Annotated in this window: 14 protein-coding genes; 7 read left to right on the forward strand and 7 right to left on the reverse strand. The window is 72.6% G+C overall.

Features of this window, described 5'->3' with window-relative positions:
• Window positions 1–49 precede the first annotated feature (49 nt).
• On the forward strand, window positions 50–937 hold the full coding sequence (locus ACTEI_RS25050; protein WP_122979902.1) for a haloalkane dehalogenase: 888 nt from the start codon (window positions 50–52) through the stop codon (window positions 935–937).
• 16 nt (window positions 938–953) lie between these two features.
• On the opposite strand, the gene ACTEI_RS25055 is transcribed toward ACTEI_RS25050, so the two are convergent.
• Both ACTEI_RS25055 and ACTEI_RS25060 read right to left on the reverse strand, forming a co-directional pair.
• The gene (locus ACTEI_RS25055; protein WP_145830933.1) at window positions 954–2759 is read right to left on the reverse strand and encodes a class I adenylate-forming enzyme family protein; all 1806 of its coding nucleotides are present in this window, start codon (window positions 2757–2759) and stop codon (window positions 954–956) included.
• Window positions 2756–3586, reverse strand: a complete 831-nt coding sequence (locus ACTEI_RS25060) for an aminotransferase class IV (RefSeq protein WP_122982393.1) — start codon at window positions 3584–3586, stop codon at window positions 2756–2758. The genes ACTEI_RS25055 and ACTEI_RS25060 overlap by 4 nt, the downstream gene beginning before the upstream one ends.
• Window positions 3587–3817: 231 nt before the next feature.
• On the opposite strand from ACTEI_RS25060, the gene ACTEI_RS25065 reads away from it, so the two are divergent.
• The 6 genes from ACTEI_RS25065 (at window position 3818) to ACTEI_RS25090 (ending at window position 9911) form a co-directional block, all read left to right on the forward strand.
• Window positions 3818–4993, forward strand: a complete 1176-nt coding sequence (locus ACTEI_RS25065; protein WP_164466090.1) for a sulfotransferase family protein — start codon at window positions 3818–3820, stop codon at window positions 4991–4993.
• Complete coding sequence (locus ACTEI_RS25070; protein ID WP_122979905.1) at window positions 4990–6219, forward strand: ABC transporter substrate-binding protein; 1230 nt, start codon at window positions 4990–4992, stop codon at window positions 6217–6219. The genes ACTEI_RS25065 and ACTEI_RS25070 overlap by 4 nt, the downstream gene beginning before the upstream one ends.
• Before the next feature lie 13 nt (window positions 6220–6232).
• Window positions 6233–7150, forward strand: coding sequence for a sulfate adenylyltransferase subunit CysD (gene cysD, locus ACTEI_RS25075; RefSeq protein WP_122979906.1), 918 nt, complete (start codon window positions 6233–6235; stop codon window positions 7148–7150).
• Window positions 7150–8385, forward strand: a complete 1236-nt coding sequence (locus tag ACTEI_RS25080; RefSeq protein WP_122979907.1) for a sulfate adenylyltransferase subunit 1 — start codon at window positions 7150–7152, stop codon at window positions 8383–8385. The genes cysD and ACTEI_RS25080 overlap by 1 nt, the downstream gene beginning before the upstream one ends.
• A 73-nt stretch (window positions 8386–8458) precedes the next feature.
• The gene (locus ACTEI_RS25085; RefSeq protein WP_122982394.1) at window positions 8459–9061 is read left to right on the forward strand and encodes a mycothiol-dependent nitroreductase Rv2466c family protein; all 603 of its coding nucleotides are present in this window, start codon (window positions 8459–8461) and stop codon (window positions 9059–9061) included.
• A gap of 19 nt (window positions 9062–9080) precedes the next feature.
• On the forward strand, window positions 9081–9911 hold the full coding sequence (locus tag ACTEI_RS25090) for an arylamine N-acetyltransferase family protein (protein ID WP_122979908.1): 831 nt from the start codon (window positions 9081–9083) through the stop codon (window positions 9909–9911).
• An 88-nt stretch (window positions 9912–9999) separates the two neighbouring features.
• Here ACTEI_RS25090 and ACTEI_RS25095 read toward each other — a convergent pair whose 3' ends face one another.
• From ACTEI_RS25095 to cysK, 5 genes are read right to left on the reverse strand one after another with little or no spacing between them, the layout of a single operon-like run.
• Window positions 10000–10671: a TRM11 family SAM-dependent methyltransferase gene (locus ACTEI_RS25095; RefSeq protein WP_122979909.1), complete on the reverse strand. Its 672-nt coding sequence runs from the start codon at window positions 10669–10671 to the stop codon at window positions 10000–10002.
• Complete coding sequence (locus tag ACTEI_RS25100; RefSeq protein WP_122979910.1) at window positions 10671–11900, reverse strand: MFS transporter; 1230 nt, start codon at window positions 11898–11900, stop codon at window positions 10671–10673. The genes ACTEI_RS25095 and ACTEI_RS25100 overlap by 1 nt, the downstream gene beginning before the upstream one ends.
• Entirely contained in the window at window positions 11897–13153 is a 1257-nt protein-coding gene (locus ACTEI_RS25105; protein ID WP_122979911.1) for an ATP-binding protein, read from the reverse strand. Before ACTEI_RS25105 ends, ACTEI_RS25100 begins: the two co-directional genes overlap by 4 nt.
• Before the next feature lies 1 nt (window position 13154).
• Window positions 13155–14438: an ATP-grasp domain-containing protein gene (locus tag ACTEI_RS25110; protein WP_122979912.1), complete on the reverse strand. Its 1284-nt coding sequence runs from the start codon at window positions 14436–14438 to the stop codon at window positions 13155–13157.
• 16 nt (window positions 14439–14454) lie between these two features.
• Window positions 14455–15399: a cysteine synthase A gene (gene cysK / locus ACTEI_RS25115; RefSeq protein WP_122979913.1), complete on the reverse strand. Its 945-nt coding sequence runs from the start codon at window positions 15397–15399 to the stop codon at window positions 14455–14457.
• Between the last annotated feature and the right edge of the window lie 5 nt (window positions 15400–15404).

The following is a 15404-nucleotide window of genomic DNA, read 5'->3' on the forward strand; positions in this document are numbered from 1 at the left end:
CACGCCGCGAACACATGTCCGATTCGTCCACTATTTGGTAAAAAGGGGCATGACCTACAGCGCCGCCGCGACGATTCCGGCCACCGACCCGCATCCCCGACGCCGGCTACCGATCGAGGGCAGTCACATCGAGTTCGTCGACACCGGCGCCGGCGACCCGATCGTCTTCCTGCACGGGAACCCGACCTCGTCGTACCTGTGGCGCAATGTCATCCCGGCCGTCGCCGACCTGGGCCGCTGCCTGGCTCCGGACCTGATCGGCATGGGTCGGTCCGGGCCGGCCCCGGACGGCGGCTACCGCTTCGCCGACCACGTGCGCTATCTCGACGCCTGGTTCGACGCGGTGACCGCGGGCCGGCCGGTGACGCTCGTCCTGCACGACTGGGGATCCGCGCTCGGCTTCCACTGGGCGGCCCGTCACCCGCAGCGGGTCCGCCGGATCGCCTACCTGGAGGCGCTCGTGCAGCCCCGGCTGTGGAGCGACTTCGAGCCGGGGCGGGACACCCTGTTCCGGGCCATGCGCTCGGCCGACGGCGAGCGGCTGGTGCTGGGCGAGAACTACTTCGTCGAGCAGGTGCTGCCGCGCAGCGTGCTGCGGACCCTCACGGACGCGGAGATGCAGCGCTACCGGGAACCGTTCGGCGACCCGGGCAGCCGGCTGCCCACCCTCACCCTGGCCCGGGAGCTGCCCATCGAGGGTGAGCCGGCCGACGTGACCGCGGCGGTCGCGGCGTACGGCGCCTGGCTCGCCACCTCCACCGTGCCCAAGCTGCTCATCCGGGTGCGGCCCGGGGCTCTGCTGACCGGCCGGGCCCTGCGGTTCGCCCGGACCTTCCCCGCCCAGCGCGAGACGTCGGTGGCCGGGATCCACTACCCGCAGGAGGACTCGCCGCACGAGATCGGGGCGGCGCTCCGGGCGTTCCTGCTGGACAGGTGAACGCCCGGAGCCCCTCTCACGCGTGCGCCGCGTCGGATTCGACGGCCGGCTGAGCCGCGAGCCGTCGCAGCACGCTCTGCTCGGTGGGGGTACGCGCCACCTCCAGGCCGCCGTCGTCGTCGTCGCTGAGCAGCAGGTGGGCGAAGCGGGCGCGGACCTCCCGCTTGAGCACCTTGCCGGTCACCCCGAGCGGGATCTTGTTCTCCCCCTTCGAGATCACCAGGGCGGCCAGCTCGTGCCGGCCCGCGCGGCGCAGCGCCACGTTGATCTGGTTGAGCAGCTCCTCGGCCGACAGGTTCGCCTGGTCGATCAGGCGCAGCGCGGCGATCGGCGCCAGCGAGGTCGGCTCGACCGGGTCGACCACCCCGACCACGGCGCAGTCCACCACGACCCGGCACGCCTTGAAGATCTCCTCCTCGAGGGTGAGGCTGTAGACCGGGCCACGCCGGGTGGTGATCACGTCGGTGGTGCGGTCGTAGTGGTAGAACCGGCCCTTCTCGTCGCGGTAGCCGACGTCGCCGGTGAGCCAGTAGCCCTGGCGGATCGACTTGTGCGTCAGCTCGTGGTCACCCCAGTAGCCGAGCGTGACGGTCGGGGTGTGCACCGCCAGGAAGCCCACCTGGTTCGGGCCCAGCTCCCGGCCGTGCTCGTCGAAGACCAGCGCGTCCTCGACGATCGGCTCCGGATAGCCGACGCACCGGCCGTACGCCTCGGTGTCCGGTCCGTGGATGTTGAGGAACAGCGCCATCCCCATCTCCGAGGCGCCCAGCCCGTCGAGGTAGTGCGAGCCCGGCCGCCAGGCGCCGTTGCTGCGGTGCCGGCCGAGCCGGACCAGCTCCCGCACGTGCGCCTCGTGCGACGCGTCGGCCGTACTGATCCAGGTCGTGACGTTGGCGGCGGCGGACGGCTCCAGCCCCAGCGCGATCAGCTCGCTGAAGGTGATCGGGAAACCGGTCACCACACTCGGCTTCCACCACCGCATGGCCGCCGCGACGGTGGCGCCGTCCTGCGACTCCATCACCAGCGTGGGCAGCCCGATGACGGTGGCCATCATCATGTAGCTGTAGCCGGAGGAGTGCGAGGCCGGGAACGCCAGCAGCATCTTGTCGTCGCGTCCGGACGGCAGCGTCATGATCCGGGGCCGCTTGCCGGCGAAGAACTGCCGGTGACCGAAGGTGGCGGCCTTGGGCATCCCGGTGGTCCCCGACGAGTGCGAGATCAGGACCGGGTCGCGGTCACCGTGCCGGTAGGGATACACCGGCGGCAGCGGCCCGGCCGGCGGCGCCGCGTGCATCTCCTCCTGGGAAGCGGTGAACCGGAACGGGCGGGCGTCCTGCAGGCCGTTCAGCAGCGGCCCGAGCTTGTCCGCGTCCACCACGACGCCGACCGCGTCGAGCCGGCTCAGGTAGCGGGCCGCGGTGTCCGGCACCATGTTCGGGTTGATCACCGCCGGGATCGCGCCGATGCTGTTGAGCGCCAGGAAGTGCACGAAGCTGGCCATGCCGTTGCGGGTGAACACGCCGACCCGGTCGCCGTGCGTGACCCCCTGGCTGTGGAACCAGCGGGCGTACCGCTCGGTCTCGTCGCGCAGGTCGGCCAGCGAGTAGACGACGACGTCCTCGGGCCCGCCGCCGGGCGGCAGGTGGTGGAACAGCGGGGCCTGGTGATCCTGCCCGCGCTCCAGCGCGTGCCACAGGAAGTCACCGGCGCCCAGCTGGCGGGTGGCCAGCAGCTCCAGACGGGCCCGCAGCCCGCGGTGCGACGGGCCGAAGTGCATGCGCGGAACCGAAGCCAGGTGCCGCTTCACTGATCTGAGTCTCACTGCGTCTCCTCGTTGAATCGGGGCGGCCGGATGGCCTCGGGATCGGGGACGGGTTCCATGAGAGCGTCGAGATGGGCGCGCCAGTCGCGCAGCCGGTCCTGATCGGCGGCCGCGGTCGGCCGCCCGTCGATGTGGGTGACCTGCCGGATGCCGTGCAGGGCGCTGGTGATCCAGACCTCGCTGTCGAGCAGCTCCGGCAGGTAGGCGCAGCGGTGCCGCACCGGCACCCCGAGCGCCTGGCAGCGGCGCAGCAGGAGGTCCCGGGTGACCCCGGGCAGGATGCGCCCGTCCGCGGCCGGGGTGTGCAGCACGTCGTCGTGCCACCACCAGACGGTGCTGAAAGCTCCCTCGCGGACCCGGCCGCTCTCGTCGCGCAGCAGCGCCTCGTCGGCGCCGTGCTCGCGGGCAGCCTGGCGGATCCTCTCCTGGTCGGGGAAGTCCGGCCCCTTGATGCGGGGCCGGCGGCGCGGGTCCGGGCCGGGCCACACCCACGCCGTCGCCCGCTCCGACAGCGCGGGCACCGGGCGTAGCCGCAGGGCCAGCCGTTGCGGCGGGCCCGCGTGCAGCTCCAGCCGGGGGAACCAGGACCCGGTACGGGGCAGCGCCTCGGTCACCGCCGCGCGGAACTGCGCCACGCGCTCCGGCGCCACACCGCACTCCTCGACCGATGCGGCGAACCGGCGCCAATGTCGCGGGTAGCCGCGGGCCCGCCCGTTCACCAGGAGCCAGGAGTCCGCGACCACGGGACGGTAGGGACCGTCCTCGACCTGGTGGTTGCCGCCTGTCTCCCACAGCAGCAGGGGCGCGGATCGCGTCGCCGGTGGCATCGTTCCCTCCTCGGTGGACCGGTGTGGCGCAACGGCTGGGCCGACCGTAAGTCCGGTGATCGCCGCAGCTCCAGTGCCATGTCCGAGCCGGCGTCCGTGCCACTTGCCGGGCCGCGTTTTGGACCCGTGTCCCGCCGCGACGTGGCCCTGTACCGGCCCGCGACGTCCTGCCTATGGTCCGTGCCGATGACGGCCGGGGTGTCCGGCCGGAGAGGCCAAGGGGAGGGTGCCGTGACCGCCATCATCGAACCGATACCGGACGTCTACCGGGTGGAGCAGTTCGTCGACGCCGCGCGGCAGCGCGCCGGCGTGCCGGACTTCGAGTTCGCCCATCTGGACGCGCTCGACCGGCTGCTGACCGCGCTCGACGAGGAGGGACAGCTGAACGCGGCGGGCCGCGCCTCGGTGCGCGGCGCCCTGGTCGCCGCGCTGGCCACGCAGGCCGCCGCGGAGCGGGCGCGGGAGAAGAACCCGCAGATCGAGAAGACCGAGATCCACCGGCCGGTCTTCATCACCGGCATGACCCGCAGCGGCACGACGCTCATGCACAACCTGCTCGGGCAGCACCCCGACCTGCGCTCGCCGGACCTGTGGGAGCTGATGGCCCCGGCCACCGACGGCCGCGACGAGGCCACCAAGCAGGCGCTGGTGCGGGCCGCCGAGAACTTCTGCACCGACTACTACACCGTGGCGCCGCGCCTCAAGGCGGTGCACCTGTGGGAGCCGCACCGCCCGGACGAGGACCACCGGCTCACCGCCCCGACCTTCAAGACGATGGCGTACGAGCTGCGTTACACGGTCCCCAGCTACGGCGAGTGGCTCAAGACCCAGGACCAGTACGACGCCTACGACTACCACCGGTACCTGATGCAGCACATCGTGTGGCGGGTGCCGACCGAGACGCTGGTCCTCAAGGACCCGTTCCACCTGTGGCGAGCCGACGCGCTGGTGCGCACCTACCCGGACGCCCGCCTGATCTACATGCACCGGGCGCCGAGCGTGACGATCCCGTCGACCTGCAGCCTCACCGAGATCATCCGGCTGGCCCGGTCCGACCACGCCGACCGGCTCGCGCTCGGCCGGCTCTGGACGCAGCGCTTCGCCGAGATGCTGGAGCTGTTCGCCACCGCGCAGCGCGAGCACCTGGGCGGCACCCCGGTCCTCGACGTCGACTACCAGCGCCTGATGGCCTCGCCGATCGAGGTGATGGCCGAGATCTGCGAGTTCCTCGGCGCCAGCTGGAACGGCACGGTGGAACGGGCCTTCCGCGACTACCTGGCCGACAACCGCAAGGACAAGCTCGGCCGGCACGAGTACCGGGCGCAGGACTACGGGCTGGACCCGGACGAGCTCGACGAGCGGTTCGCCGGCTACCTGACCCGCTACCGGATCGGCGGCCGGGCATGAACGCGCGAGAGGTGGTGCAGGGCGAGGCGGCCGCCTACGCCGAGTCGGTCCGCGACGCCGAGAAGGTCACCGTCGGCATCGTCACCCCGCTCACCACGCCCGGTGACCCGGTGGCCGGCACACTGACCGTGCGGGGCGCCATCCTCGGCGCCGAGTACGTACGCGAGCACGGCGGTCTCGGCGCCGGCCGGCAGTTCGACTTCGTCATCCGCGACGACCAGGAGACCGTGGCGCTCGACGGCGGCACCATGCCGCGCTCGGCGGTCGGCGCCCTGGCCAAGGTGGCGATCGTCGACCAGGTGATCGCCGCGCTGGGCCCGTGGCACCTGCGCTACACCGACGAGGTCGCCGAACTGGCCGAGCGGCTGGGCCTGCCCCTGTTCGTGGAGAACGCGCACCCGTCGGTCACCGCCAAGCGGCGGCGTACCGTCTTCCGCACCTTCACCTCGCTGGCCGAGCGGATCCCGCTGCTGCTGCGCTTCGCCGCCGAGCAGGGCTTCAAGCGGATCGGCGTGATCCACGCGAACACCGTCTTCGGCGAGTCGGCCGCCGGCCTGATCGCCGCCGAGGTGGAGCGGGCCGGCGGGACGTTCGAGCTGTACTCGGTCCCCTTCGACCAGGAGTCGACGACCGACCTGCGCCCGGAGCTGGAGGCGATCCAGCGGTGGCAGCCGGACGTCGTGATCAACGTGGGTGTGGTGCGTACCAACCACCTGATCGTCAAGCAGGCCGCCGAAATCGGCCTGCTGCCCGCGACGCCGATGATGGCGCCCTTCCAGTGGCCGCTGCGCGCCACCGACTACTGGGCGAACCTCGGCGAGAGCGGCCTGCACCTGGTCTGGCCCGCGACCCAGTTCAGCCCGAACTGGCCGGGGCTGACCCCGATGGGTACCTGGTTCGCCCAGCGCTACCTCGACCGGTACGGCACCACGCCACCGGACACCGCGCTCAACGCGTTCACCGACATCACGATCATCGCCCAGGCCCTGCGGTCCGCGCCCCGGATCGGCCGGGACGAGCTGATCGAGGCGCTGGAGTCCGGCACCTTCGACACCTGGCGCGGCCCGGTCAGCTTCGAGCGCGGCGCCACCCACTGGCACCACAGCCCGCCGCCCGCCGTTCTTCAGCAGTACCAGCAGGTCGACCAAGACGTGTCGACCGTCCCGGTCGTTTATCCGCCGGAGATGAGCACCGCCGGATACGTGCGCCCCGGTAACGGAACCTGAGAGGACTGTCCCGATGACCGATCGCGTCAATCCCGATCTGCGGCCGTCCTACCTGGACGTGCTGGAAGCCGATTCGGTGTACATCATCCGCGAGGTGGTGGGCACCATGGAACGCCCGGTGCTGCTGTTCAGCGGCGGCAAGGACTCCGCCGTCATGCTGCACCTGGCCCGTAAGGCGTTCAGCCCGGGCCGGCTGCCCTTCCCGGTGCTGCACGTCGACACCGGCCACAACTTCCCGGAGGTCATCGAGTACCGGGACCGGACCGTGGCGGAGCACCACCTCACCCTGCACGTGGAACGGGTGCAGGACTACCTCGACGACGGGCGTCTCACCGAGCGCCCGGACGGCACCCGTAACCCCCTGCAGACCGTCCCCCTGCTGGAGGCGATCGAGCGCAACCGCTTCGACGCCGTCTTCGGTGGCGGCCGGCGTGATGAGGAGAAGGCGCGGGCGAAGGAACGGGTCTTCTCGCTGCGCGACGAGTTCGGCCAGTGGGACCCGCGCCAGCAGCGGCCGGAACTGTGGAAGCTCTACAACGGCCGGCACGCGCCGGGTGGGCACGTCCGGGTCTTCCCGCTGTCCGACTGGACCGAGATGGACATCTGGCACTACATCGAGCGGGAGCAGATCCCGCTGCCGTCCATCTACTACTCCCACAAGCGTGAGGTGTTCCAGCGCGCGGGGATGTGGCTGGCGGCCGGTGAGTGGGGCGGCCCGCGCGAGGGTGAGCAGGCCGAGATGCGCACGGTCCGGTACCGGACCGTGGGCGACATGTCCTGCACCGGAGCGGTGCTGTCGGACGCGGCCACGACCGCCGAGGTGATCGCCGAGATCCGAGCCTCGCGGATCACCGAACGAGGGTCGAGCCGCGCCGACGACAAGATGTCCGAGGCGGCCATGGAGGACCGCAAGCGGGAGGGGTACTTCTAGTGACCACCAGCCTTCTTCGCCTGGCCACCGCGGGAAGCGTCGACGACGGCAAGTCGACCCTGGTCGGGCGCCTGCTCTACGACGCCAAGTCGATCCTCGCCGATCAGCTGCAGGCGATCGAGCAGGCCAGCCGCAGCCGCGGTCAGGACGTCGATCTGGCGCTGCTCACCGACGGCCTGCGCGCCGAGCGTGAGCAGGGCATCACCATCGACGTGGCGTACCGCTACTTCGCCACCGACGCGCGCCGCTTCATCCTCGCCGACACCCCGGGCCATGTGCAGTACACCCGCAACATGGTGACCGGAGCGTCCACCGCCCAGGCCGCGGTCATCCTGGTCGACGCCCGCCACGGGGTGCTGGACCAGACCCGCCGGCACACCGCGGTCGCCGCGCTGCTGCGGATCCCGCACGTCGTGCTGGCGGTCAACAAGATGGACCTGGTCGGCTTCGACCGCGAGGTGTTCGCCGAGATCGACACGGCGTTCCGCGCGCTGGCCGAGCCGCTCGGGCTGACCGACGTCGTCACCGTGCCGGTGTCGGCGCTGCGTGGCGACAACGTGGTCGAGCCCTCCGCCGCGATGCCCTGGTACTCCGGGCCCACCCTGCTCGGCCACCTGGAACAGCTGGACGTCGACGAGGACCTGTCCGGCAAACCCACCCGGATGGCCGTGCAGTGCGTCCTGAGCGACGGCAGCTATGCCGGTCAGGTCGCGGCCGGCCGGCTGCGCGTGGGCCAGGACGTGCTCGTGCTGCCCGAGGGCCGGACCGCCACGGTGCGCGGCATCCAGCGCCTCGGCCGGGAGTGCGCCGAGGCCGGCCCCGGGCAGTCCGTCGCCGTCCACCTCGACACGGACGGGCCCGGGCTGCGCCGCGGCGACCTCATCGTCTCCCCCGAGGAGCCGCCGGAGATCACCGCCCGGCTCACCGCCACGGTGTGCCACCTGACCGAGCGGCCGCTGCGGGCCGGTCAGAAGGTCCAGGTGCAGCACCTGACGCGGGTGGTCGACGGCCGGGTCACCGCCATCGGCGAACGGCTCGACCTGACCACGCTGGACCGGTCCTCGGCGCCCGAGGCGCTGGCGGTCAACGACATCGCCACGATCGACCTGGAGCTCGACGAGCCGATCACGCCGGACCCCTACCGGTTCCTCCGGACCACCGGCGCGTTCCTGCTGATCGACCCGGCCGACGGCGCGACGTTGAGCGCCGGGCTGGCCGGGCCGGCATTCCGCTGATCCCCGCGACATTTCACCGTTCCCGATGGGAGGAACCCCAACCGTGTCCGACACCGAGCGCACCCGCGTGGACATGTTCTTCGACCCGGTCTGCCCGTGGGCCTGGCTGACGTCCCGCTGGCTGCTGGAGGCGGAGAAACTGCGCCCGATCGAGGTGCGCTTCCGGATCATGAGCCTGTCCGCGCTCAACGAGGGGCGTACCGACATCGACCTCTTCTATCAGCGCAACATCGAGTCATGGCGTAAGCCGGTTCGCGTGATGATGGCCACCGAGCAGCGCCACGGACACGACGCGGTCCGCGCCCTCTACACCGCCGTCGGCACCCGCAAGCACGTCGAGGGCCAGCGTTTCGGGGTGGGGCTCTACCGCGCCGCGCTGGCCGAGTGCGGTCTGCCGGCCGAGCTGGCCGACGCCGCCGGCGACGCGAGTCTCGACGATGCCGTCCGCAAGAGCCACCAGGAGGGTATGCAGCCGGTCGGGCTCGACGTCGGAACCCCGACGGTGCACGTGCACGTACCGGGCGCGGACACCGTCGCGCTGTTCGGACCGGTCGTCACGCCCGCCCCGCGTGGGGACGACGCGGCCCGGCTCTGGGACGGCTTCCTGCTGATGGCGCAGACGCCCGGCTTCTACGAGCTCAAGCGCAGCCGGACCCGTGGCCCCCAGATCCGCTGAGCGGCTGCGGAGCACGGCGATGAGGCTCGACCACGCGGTCGTGTCGCGGTACCTGGCCCGGCTGGGGTTGCGGGAATCACCCGCACGGACCCCGGCCGGGCTGGCCCTGCTGCACGAGCGGCACGTACAGCGGATCTCCTACGAGAACATCGACATTCAGCTCGGCCGGCCGACCACGGTGCGGCCCGAGGAGAACGCCGTCCGCACCGCCGGCGGGCGGGGTGGTTACTGCTTCCACCTGAACGGGTCCTTCGCCGCGCTGCTGGCCACGCTGGGCTTTCCGGTCGTGCTGCACCGCGGCCAGGTCAAGAAGGAGCCGGACCCGCCGTACGGCGTCGCCGTCGCCAACCACCTGACGCTGACCGTCGAACTCGGCGGCACCGGCTGGCTGGTCGACGTGGGACTCGGCGACGGCCTGCTGCGCCCGGTGCCGCTGCGGCCCGGCGTGGTGCACCAGCCGCCGCTCACGTTCCGGCTCAGCCGCACCGGCCGCACCTGGCGGTTCGTCCACGACCCGCGAGGATCGTTCACGGTCATGGACTGGACCGAGGAGCCGGCCGAGCCGGGCGACTTCGCCGGCCGGCACCGGTTCCTCTCCACCGATCCGGAGTCGACGTTCGTCCGGCGTTTCCTGGCGATGAACCGCGACCGCGACCGGGTCCACACGCTGGTGGACCGGAAGCTGGCGCGGATCGACGCCGACGGGCAGGTCGAACAGCAGCTCGACAGCTTCGACGAGTGGCGCGACGTGCTGGCCGACACGTTCCGGCTACGCCTCGACGCCGTCGACCTGCACCGCCTGTGGCGCCGCCTCCACCAGACCGCGAAGAGCGGTGCCGAGGGAGGCTGAGCCGGCGCCGCCGCGGGCGCCGCCCGCACACCTCGACGGCCGTCCCGCCACCACCGGCGGGACGGCCGTCCGTTTCTCGCGCGCAGCGTCACTTCCGCTGCGCGATCAGCAGGTATTCGTGTGCCCGGTTGGTGAGCATCGGGTCGTCCCCGCCGATCGGTCGCGGATAGAGGTGGATCCGCTCGTCACCCAGGGTCAGGTGACGTCCCAGCAGCCGGCCGACGTCCCAGGCGAGCGGGACGAACGCGCCGGCGAGGCGCCGGTTCTGCACGGCCACCACCGCGTACGCCCCGGGCCGCAGCGTCGCGGTCAGCGCCGTGAACGCCTCGTCGACCGCCGCCAGGTACGCCTCGTAGTCACTCACGGCGTACAACTGGCCCCGCACCGCAGAATCGGCGTCCAGGGCGGTGCCGAAGTACGGCAGGTCGGTCACGATCAGGTCGACGGATCCGTCCGGCACCGGCGGGCGGCGGGCGTCGGTGCAGATCACCACCTGCCCCGGGTACCGCCGCAGCCGTTCGGTGGCCTGCGCGGCGCGCTCCGGCGAAACCTCGATGCCCACGCCGCGGCGGCCGGTGATCGAGGCGGCCACCAGCGTCGTGCCCCACCCGCAGAACGGGTCGAGCACCAGGTCGCCGGGGTGGCTGAACTCGGTGATCAGCGGGGCGATCTGGCTGACCCAGCCACACTGCCCGGCCGCCGCGGGCGGCGTGTGCTCCGGGTCGTCCCCGGTGAGCACGTGCCAGCTGGACACTCCCATCAACGTTCCTCCAGTACGGTCATGGCGGTCGGGGTGCGGACCGCTTCGGCGGGCAGGCGTGGCTCCAGGCGCAGCACCCCGAGCGCGGACACGGTCACGCCGGCGGCGAGCACCAGCCACATGCCGGCCGGGGACAGCGCGAGCAGCCCGGTGAGCACGGCCGGGGCGAGGGCGGACGGCACCGCCCAGGACAGCTGGTAGACCGCGATGTGCCGGCCCCGGGTCTCCTCCGGGGCCGCGTTGACCACCAGCGCCGAGGCGGTCGCGCCGTGCAGCAGCTCGCCCAGCGTGAAGATCGCGGTGGCGACGAACACACCGACCAGCAGGGTGACGCCGGTGGACACGATGCCGAGCACCGCGAAGGACACGAAGGACACCGCGAAGACGGCGGCGCCGGCGGCCACCGCCCGGGTCCGGCGGAACCGGGTGAGCAGGCGGGTGACCTGGATCTGGGCGAGCGCGATACCCACGGTGTTGACCGCGTAGAGGGTGCCGATCAGCGAAGCCGGCTGGTCCAGCTCGGTGGTGAGATAGACCGGCAGGCTGACCGCGAGCACCATGTAGCCGAACGCGGTGGGGATGTTGAGCAGGGTGAGCCCGAGGAACGGCCGGTTGCGGACGACCGTGCGGTAGCCCCCGGACGGCGGCGCCGCGCCGGCCTCGGCGCGGTGCGGTGCGGGAATGGACCGGATCAGCGCGGCCGCCCCGGCGAACGCCGCGGCGCTGGTCAGGACGATCGCGGTGAAGGCGTGGTCGTCGCCGGCCGCCAGGACGCCGCTCGCGATCAGGCCGCCGGCGCCCAGGCCGGCGTTACGGATGCTGCGCTGCGCGGCGATCAGTCTGTCGCGCTCGGTGCCCGTGGAGATCTCGGCGACCAGCGCGTGGACCGACGGTGAGAAGGACACGTCACCGAAGGCCACGACCAGGACCGCCAGGAAGAGCGGCACGGCCGAGTCGACCAGCGGGTAGCAGGTGAAGGCGGCGGCCCGCAGCAGATAGCCGCCGGTCACCACGGCCCGTGCGCCGAACCGGTCGACCAGCACGCCGGTGAGCGGGTTGCTCAGCAGTCCGAGCACCGCCGCGGCGCTGACCACGGCACCGACCTGGCCGATCGGCAGGCCGGTGGTGTGGTGGAAATAGATCAGCGACAGGGGCAGGTACATGCCACTTCCGGTGGCGTCGACGATCATCGCCGCCATGTACCGGACGCGGATCCCGGCGCTCGTCATGACACCTCCGCGATCTCGAACCCGGCGGCGATCCGGTCGCCCAGCTTGCGCAGCCGGGCCTCGCACTCGGCGCGGCTGGGCGCGCTCGCCACGACGCAGGCCAGGAAGTCGGCCGACCCCGCGGCGGGCGGGATCACCTGGCCCGGCCGGGCCCAGTACCAGTGCCGCCGCACCCACTCCTCCTCCGGCGCCGGCGGAACCGCGCGGACCAGGCCGGGCCGCTTCATCAGGATCACCTGGCCGGCCATGGTCCGCGGCCGGGAGCCGGCCAGCCCGTCCAGGCCGGGGGTGGGCAGGCCGAGCTGGGTACGGACCTCCAACTCGGCCAGGTTCACCCCGAACAGCACCTCGAAGACCTCCCGGACCTTCCCCCCGCTGCTGCGGCAGGCGATCTCACAGAGCACCAGCCGGTCGTCGGGGGTGTGGAACACCTCGGCGTGGAACGCGTGGTCGGTGAGCCGGCCGGACCGGTCGGTGAGGGCGGCGAGAACCCGGTCGACCAGGGTCAGCAGCCGGTCGGTGAGCGGGTCCTGCGGATCCAGCGCCAGGTCGACGCGCGGGCCCGGGTCGGTGCCGAACGACGCGAGGTCGTACTGGTACTGCGACGGCCAGGCGACAGCCGTGCGCCCGGCGCGGACGAAGCCGTCGACGTGGCACATCCGGCCGGCGACGAAGCTCTCGACGATGAGGTCGTCACGCGACCGGCCGGGACCGAACGCCTCGGCGAGCACCGCCTCCAGCCCGGCCTCGTCCCGGACGATCCGCAGGCCGATGCTGTTGTAGCCGGCGCGCTGCTTGAGCACGACGGGCAGGCCGTGCTCGGCCACGAACGCCCGGACCTGGCCGGCGTCGGACGCCGCGGCGTAGGGAGCGACGGGGATGCCGGCGGCGCCGGCCAGCCGCTTCATCACCAGCTTGTCCCGGAACGGGAGGATGTCGCCCGGGTACGGCCCGGCAAGCCCGCGCCGCTCGCGCAGCGCGGCGGCCACCTGCAGGTCGGCCTCGTGCGGGGCGAGCACGTGGCTCACCCGGTGCTGTTCGGCGAGCGCGGCGGCCCGCCCCGGCATGTCGCGCTCGTAGTCGTCGAGGACTTCGAGGTGGCGGAAGCCGAGGTGGTCCGGCGGCACCCGCTCGCCGAAGGCCTCCAGCTTGTCCCGGGCGGCGACGATCACCACGTCGCCGTCGTAGTCGGCCAGCCAGCGCTGGTACGGGAACGGTTCGAACGGGTTGCGGTGCAGGACGAGTACGGCCATCTCAGCCCACCATCACCGGCACGACGTCGGCGGCCCGGGCGAGCGTGACCTCACCGGACGGCTCCTGGACGCGTACCCGCAGGTGCTCCTCGACGATCCGCGCCCCGCGCTCCAGCGCGGCCTGCGCGCTCTCCGCCTGCACCGCGACCAGGCCGAGACGGTCCCAGTTGTCGTGGCAGTCGCGCACCTCGTCACCGGGCCGGGCGCTGATCCGCACCGCCAGCACCCCCTCCTGCCGGGCGGCCTCCTCGACCCCGTCGACCGACAGCACCCGGCCGGCCGGCGCCACCAGGGCGCGCACCGCGGCCGTACGGGTCGCCATCGGCCGGTCCGGCAGCTCGTCGACCAGCCGGAACGGCCAGCCCACGGCGAGCCGGTCGAGGTCGATGCCGAAGGCCGCCCGGACCAGCTCGGGTATGGCGTCGCCGCCGTAGCGGTTGTGCCCCTCCACGATCCGCGGGCCCTGCCCGGTCAGCTTGACCTCGGTGTGTCCGGCGCCGTCGGCGATGCCGATGTGGTCGAGGAACCGGGTCACCGCCGCGCACACCCGGGCGCGCTCGTCCTCGCCGATGCGGGCCGGCACCACGTGCCCGAGCTCGGCCGGCCGGGTCGGGTGGGTGAGCTTCTCGGTCACCGTGACGACCACGTGCCGGCCGGCGAAGCTGAACGTCTCGACACTGAACTCGCGGCCGTCGAGGTACTCCTCCATGAGGAAGTCCTCAAGCACCAGCAGCGTGGACACCCGGTCGGTGCGGGTGCCGCGCAGCCGCCGCACCTGCCGCCAGACCCGGTCGTGGTCGCCGGGACCGTCCACCCGGAAGACGCCGATGCTGGCGGTCGCCGTGGTCGGCTTCACCACGTACGGGTACCCGTGCCGGGCGCCGAACGTCACCAGGTCGCGCGGGTCGTGCACCGGCGCGGCGGCGACCGCGGCGGCGTCCCGGCCGGCCAGGTGCTGCCGCATGGCCAGCTTGTCGCGCAGCCGGCGGGCGGCCGCGTAGCCGGTCCCGCCGAGACCCAGCAGGTCGTTGACCCGGCCGGCGATCTCCAGTCCCGGCTCGGTCAACGACACCACCCGGTCGATGCGCCACTGCCGGTGCAGGTCGCGGACCACCGGCTCGGCGTAGGCCCAGTCGGTGTAGTCCCCGACGACCGTCACGTCGGCCAGCGCGCGCTGCCGCTCTGTGATCTTGGTCGGGTGCTGGAGCAGCAGCACCCGCAACCCCAACTCCTTGGCCGCGGCGACCGTGGCGTCTACTCCGCCCACCACCAGAAGGGTTGGCATCGGCTTCCTCTCTCTTTCAGTGGGACCACTGGCTCAGGTAGCGCTCGCCGGTGTCCGGCAGGAGCACGACGATGGTTCGCCCGGCGCTGTCGGGGCGGCGGGCCACCCGGATGGCCGCGTGCACGGCGGCGCCGGAGGAGATCCCGGCGAGCACGCCCGCCCGGCGGGCCAGCCAGCGCGTGGTGTCGGCCGCCTCGTCGTCGCGGACGGTGAGGACCTCGTCGATGAGCTCACGGTCGGTGGTGGGCGCGATGAAGCCCCCGTTGTAACCGGGGATGGCGTGGGTGCCCGCCTCGCCGCCGGAGAGCAGCGGCGAGGCGGCCGGTTCGACGGCGATGGCGCGCAGCCCGGGCTTGCGCTCCTTGAGGTACGCGGCGGCGCCGCACAGCGTGCCGCCGGTGCCCACGCCGCAGACCAGGATGTCCACGTCCCCGGCGGTGTCCGCCCAGATCTCCGGGCCGGTGGTGGCCCGGTGCGCCCGCGGGTTCTCCGCGTTGTCGTGCTGCCGGGCGAACCAGGCGCCCTCGGTCGCGGCCACGATCTCCTCGGCGCGGTCCACGCAACCCTGATAGCGCAGTTCCCGCGGGGTCTGCACCACCTCGGCGCCGAAGACGCGCAGCAGCGCCACCCGCTCGGCCGTGGCGTTGTCCGGCAGCACTATGACGCAGCGGTAGCCGCGCGCGGCGGCCAGCGCGGCCAGCGCGATACCGGTGTTGCCCGAGGTGGCCTCGACCACCGTGCCGCCGGGGCGCAGCCAGCCGCGCTCCTCGGCGGCGCGCAGCATGAACAGCGCGGCGCGGTCCTTGACGCTGGCGACCGGGTTGGCCGACTCCAGCTTGGCGATCACCTCGGTGTCCGGCGCCAGGCCGTCCACCGGCAGGCGCAGCAGTGGGGTGTTGCCGATCAGGTCATCGATGGCGGCCGCGACGCGTCGCGTGGCCGGGAGCGCGGTGGTTGTCACCGGTT

This window comes from Actinoplanes teichomyceticus ATCC 31121 (assembly GCF_003711105.1).
GTDB lineage: Bacteria > Actinomycetota > Actinomycetes > Mycobacteriales > Micromonosporaceae > Actinoplanes > Actinoplanes teichomyceticus.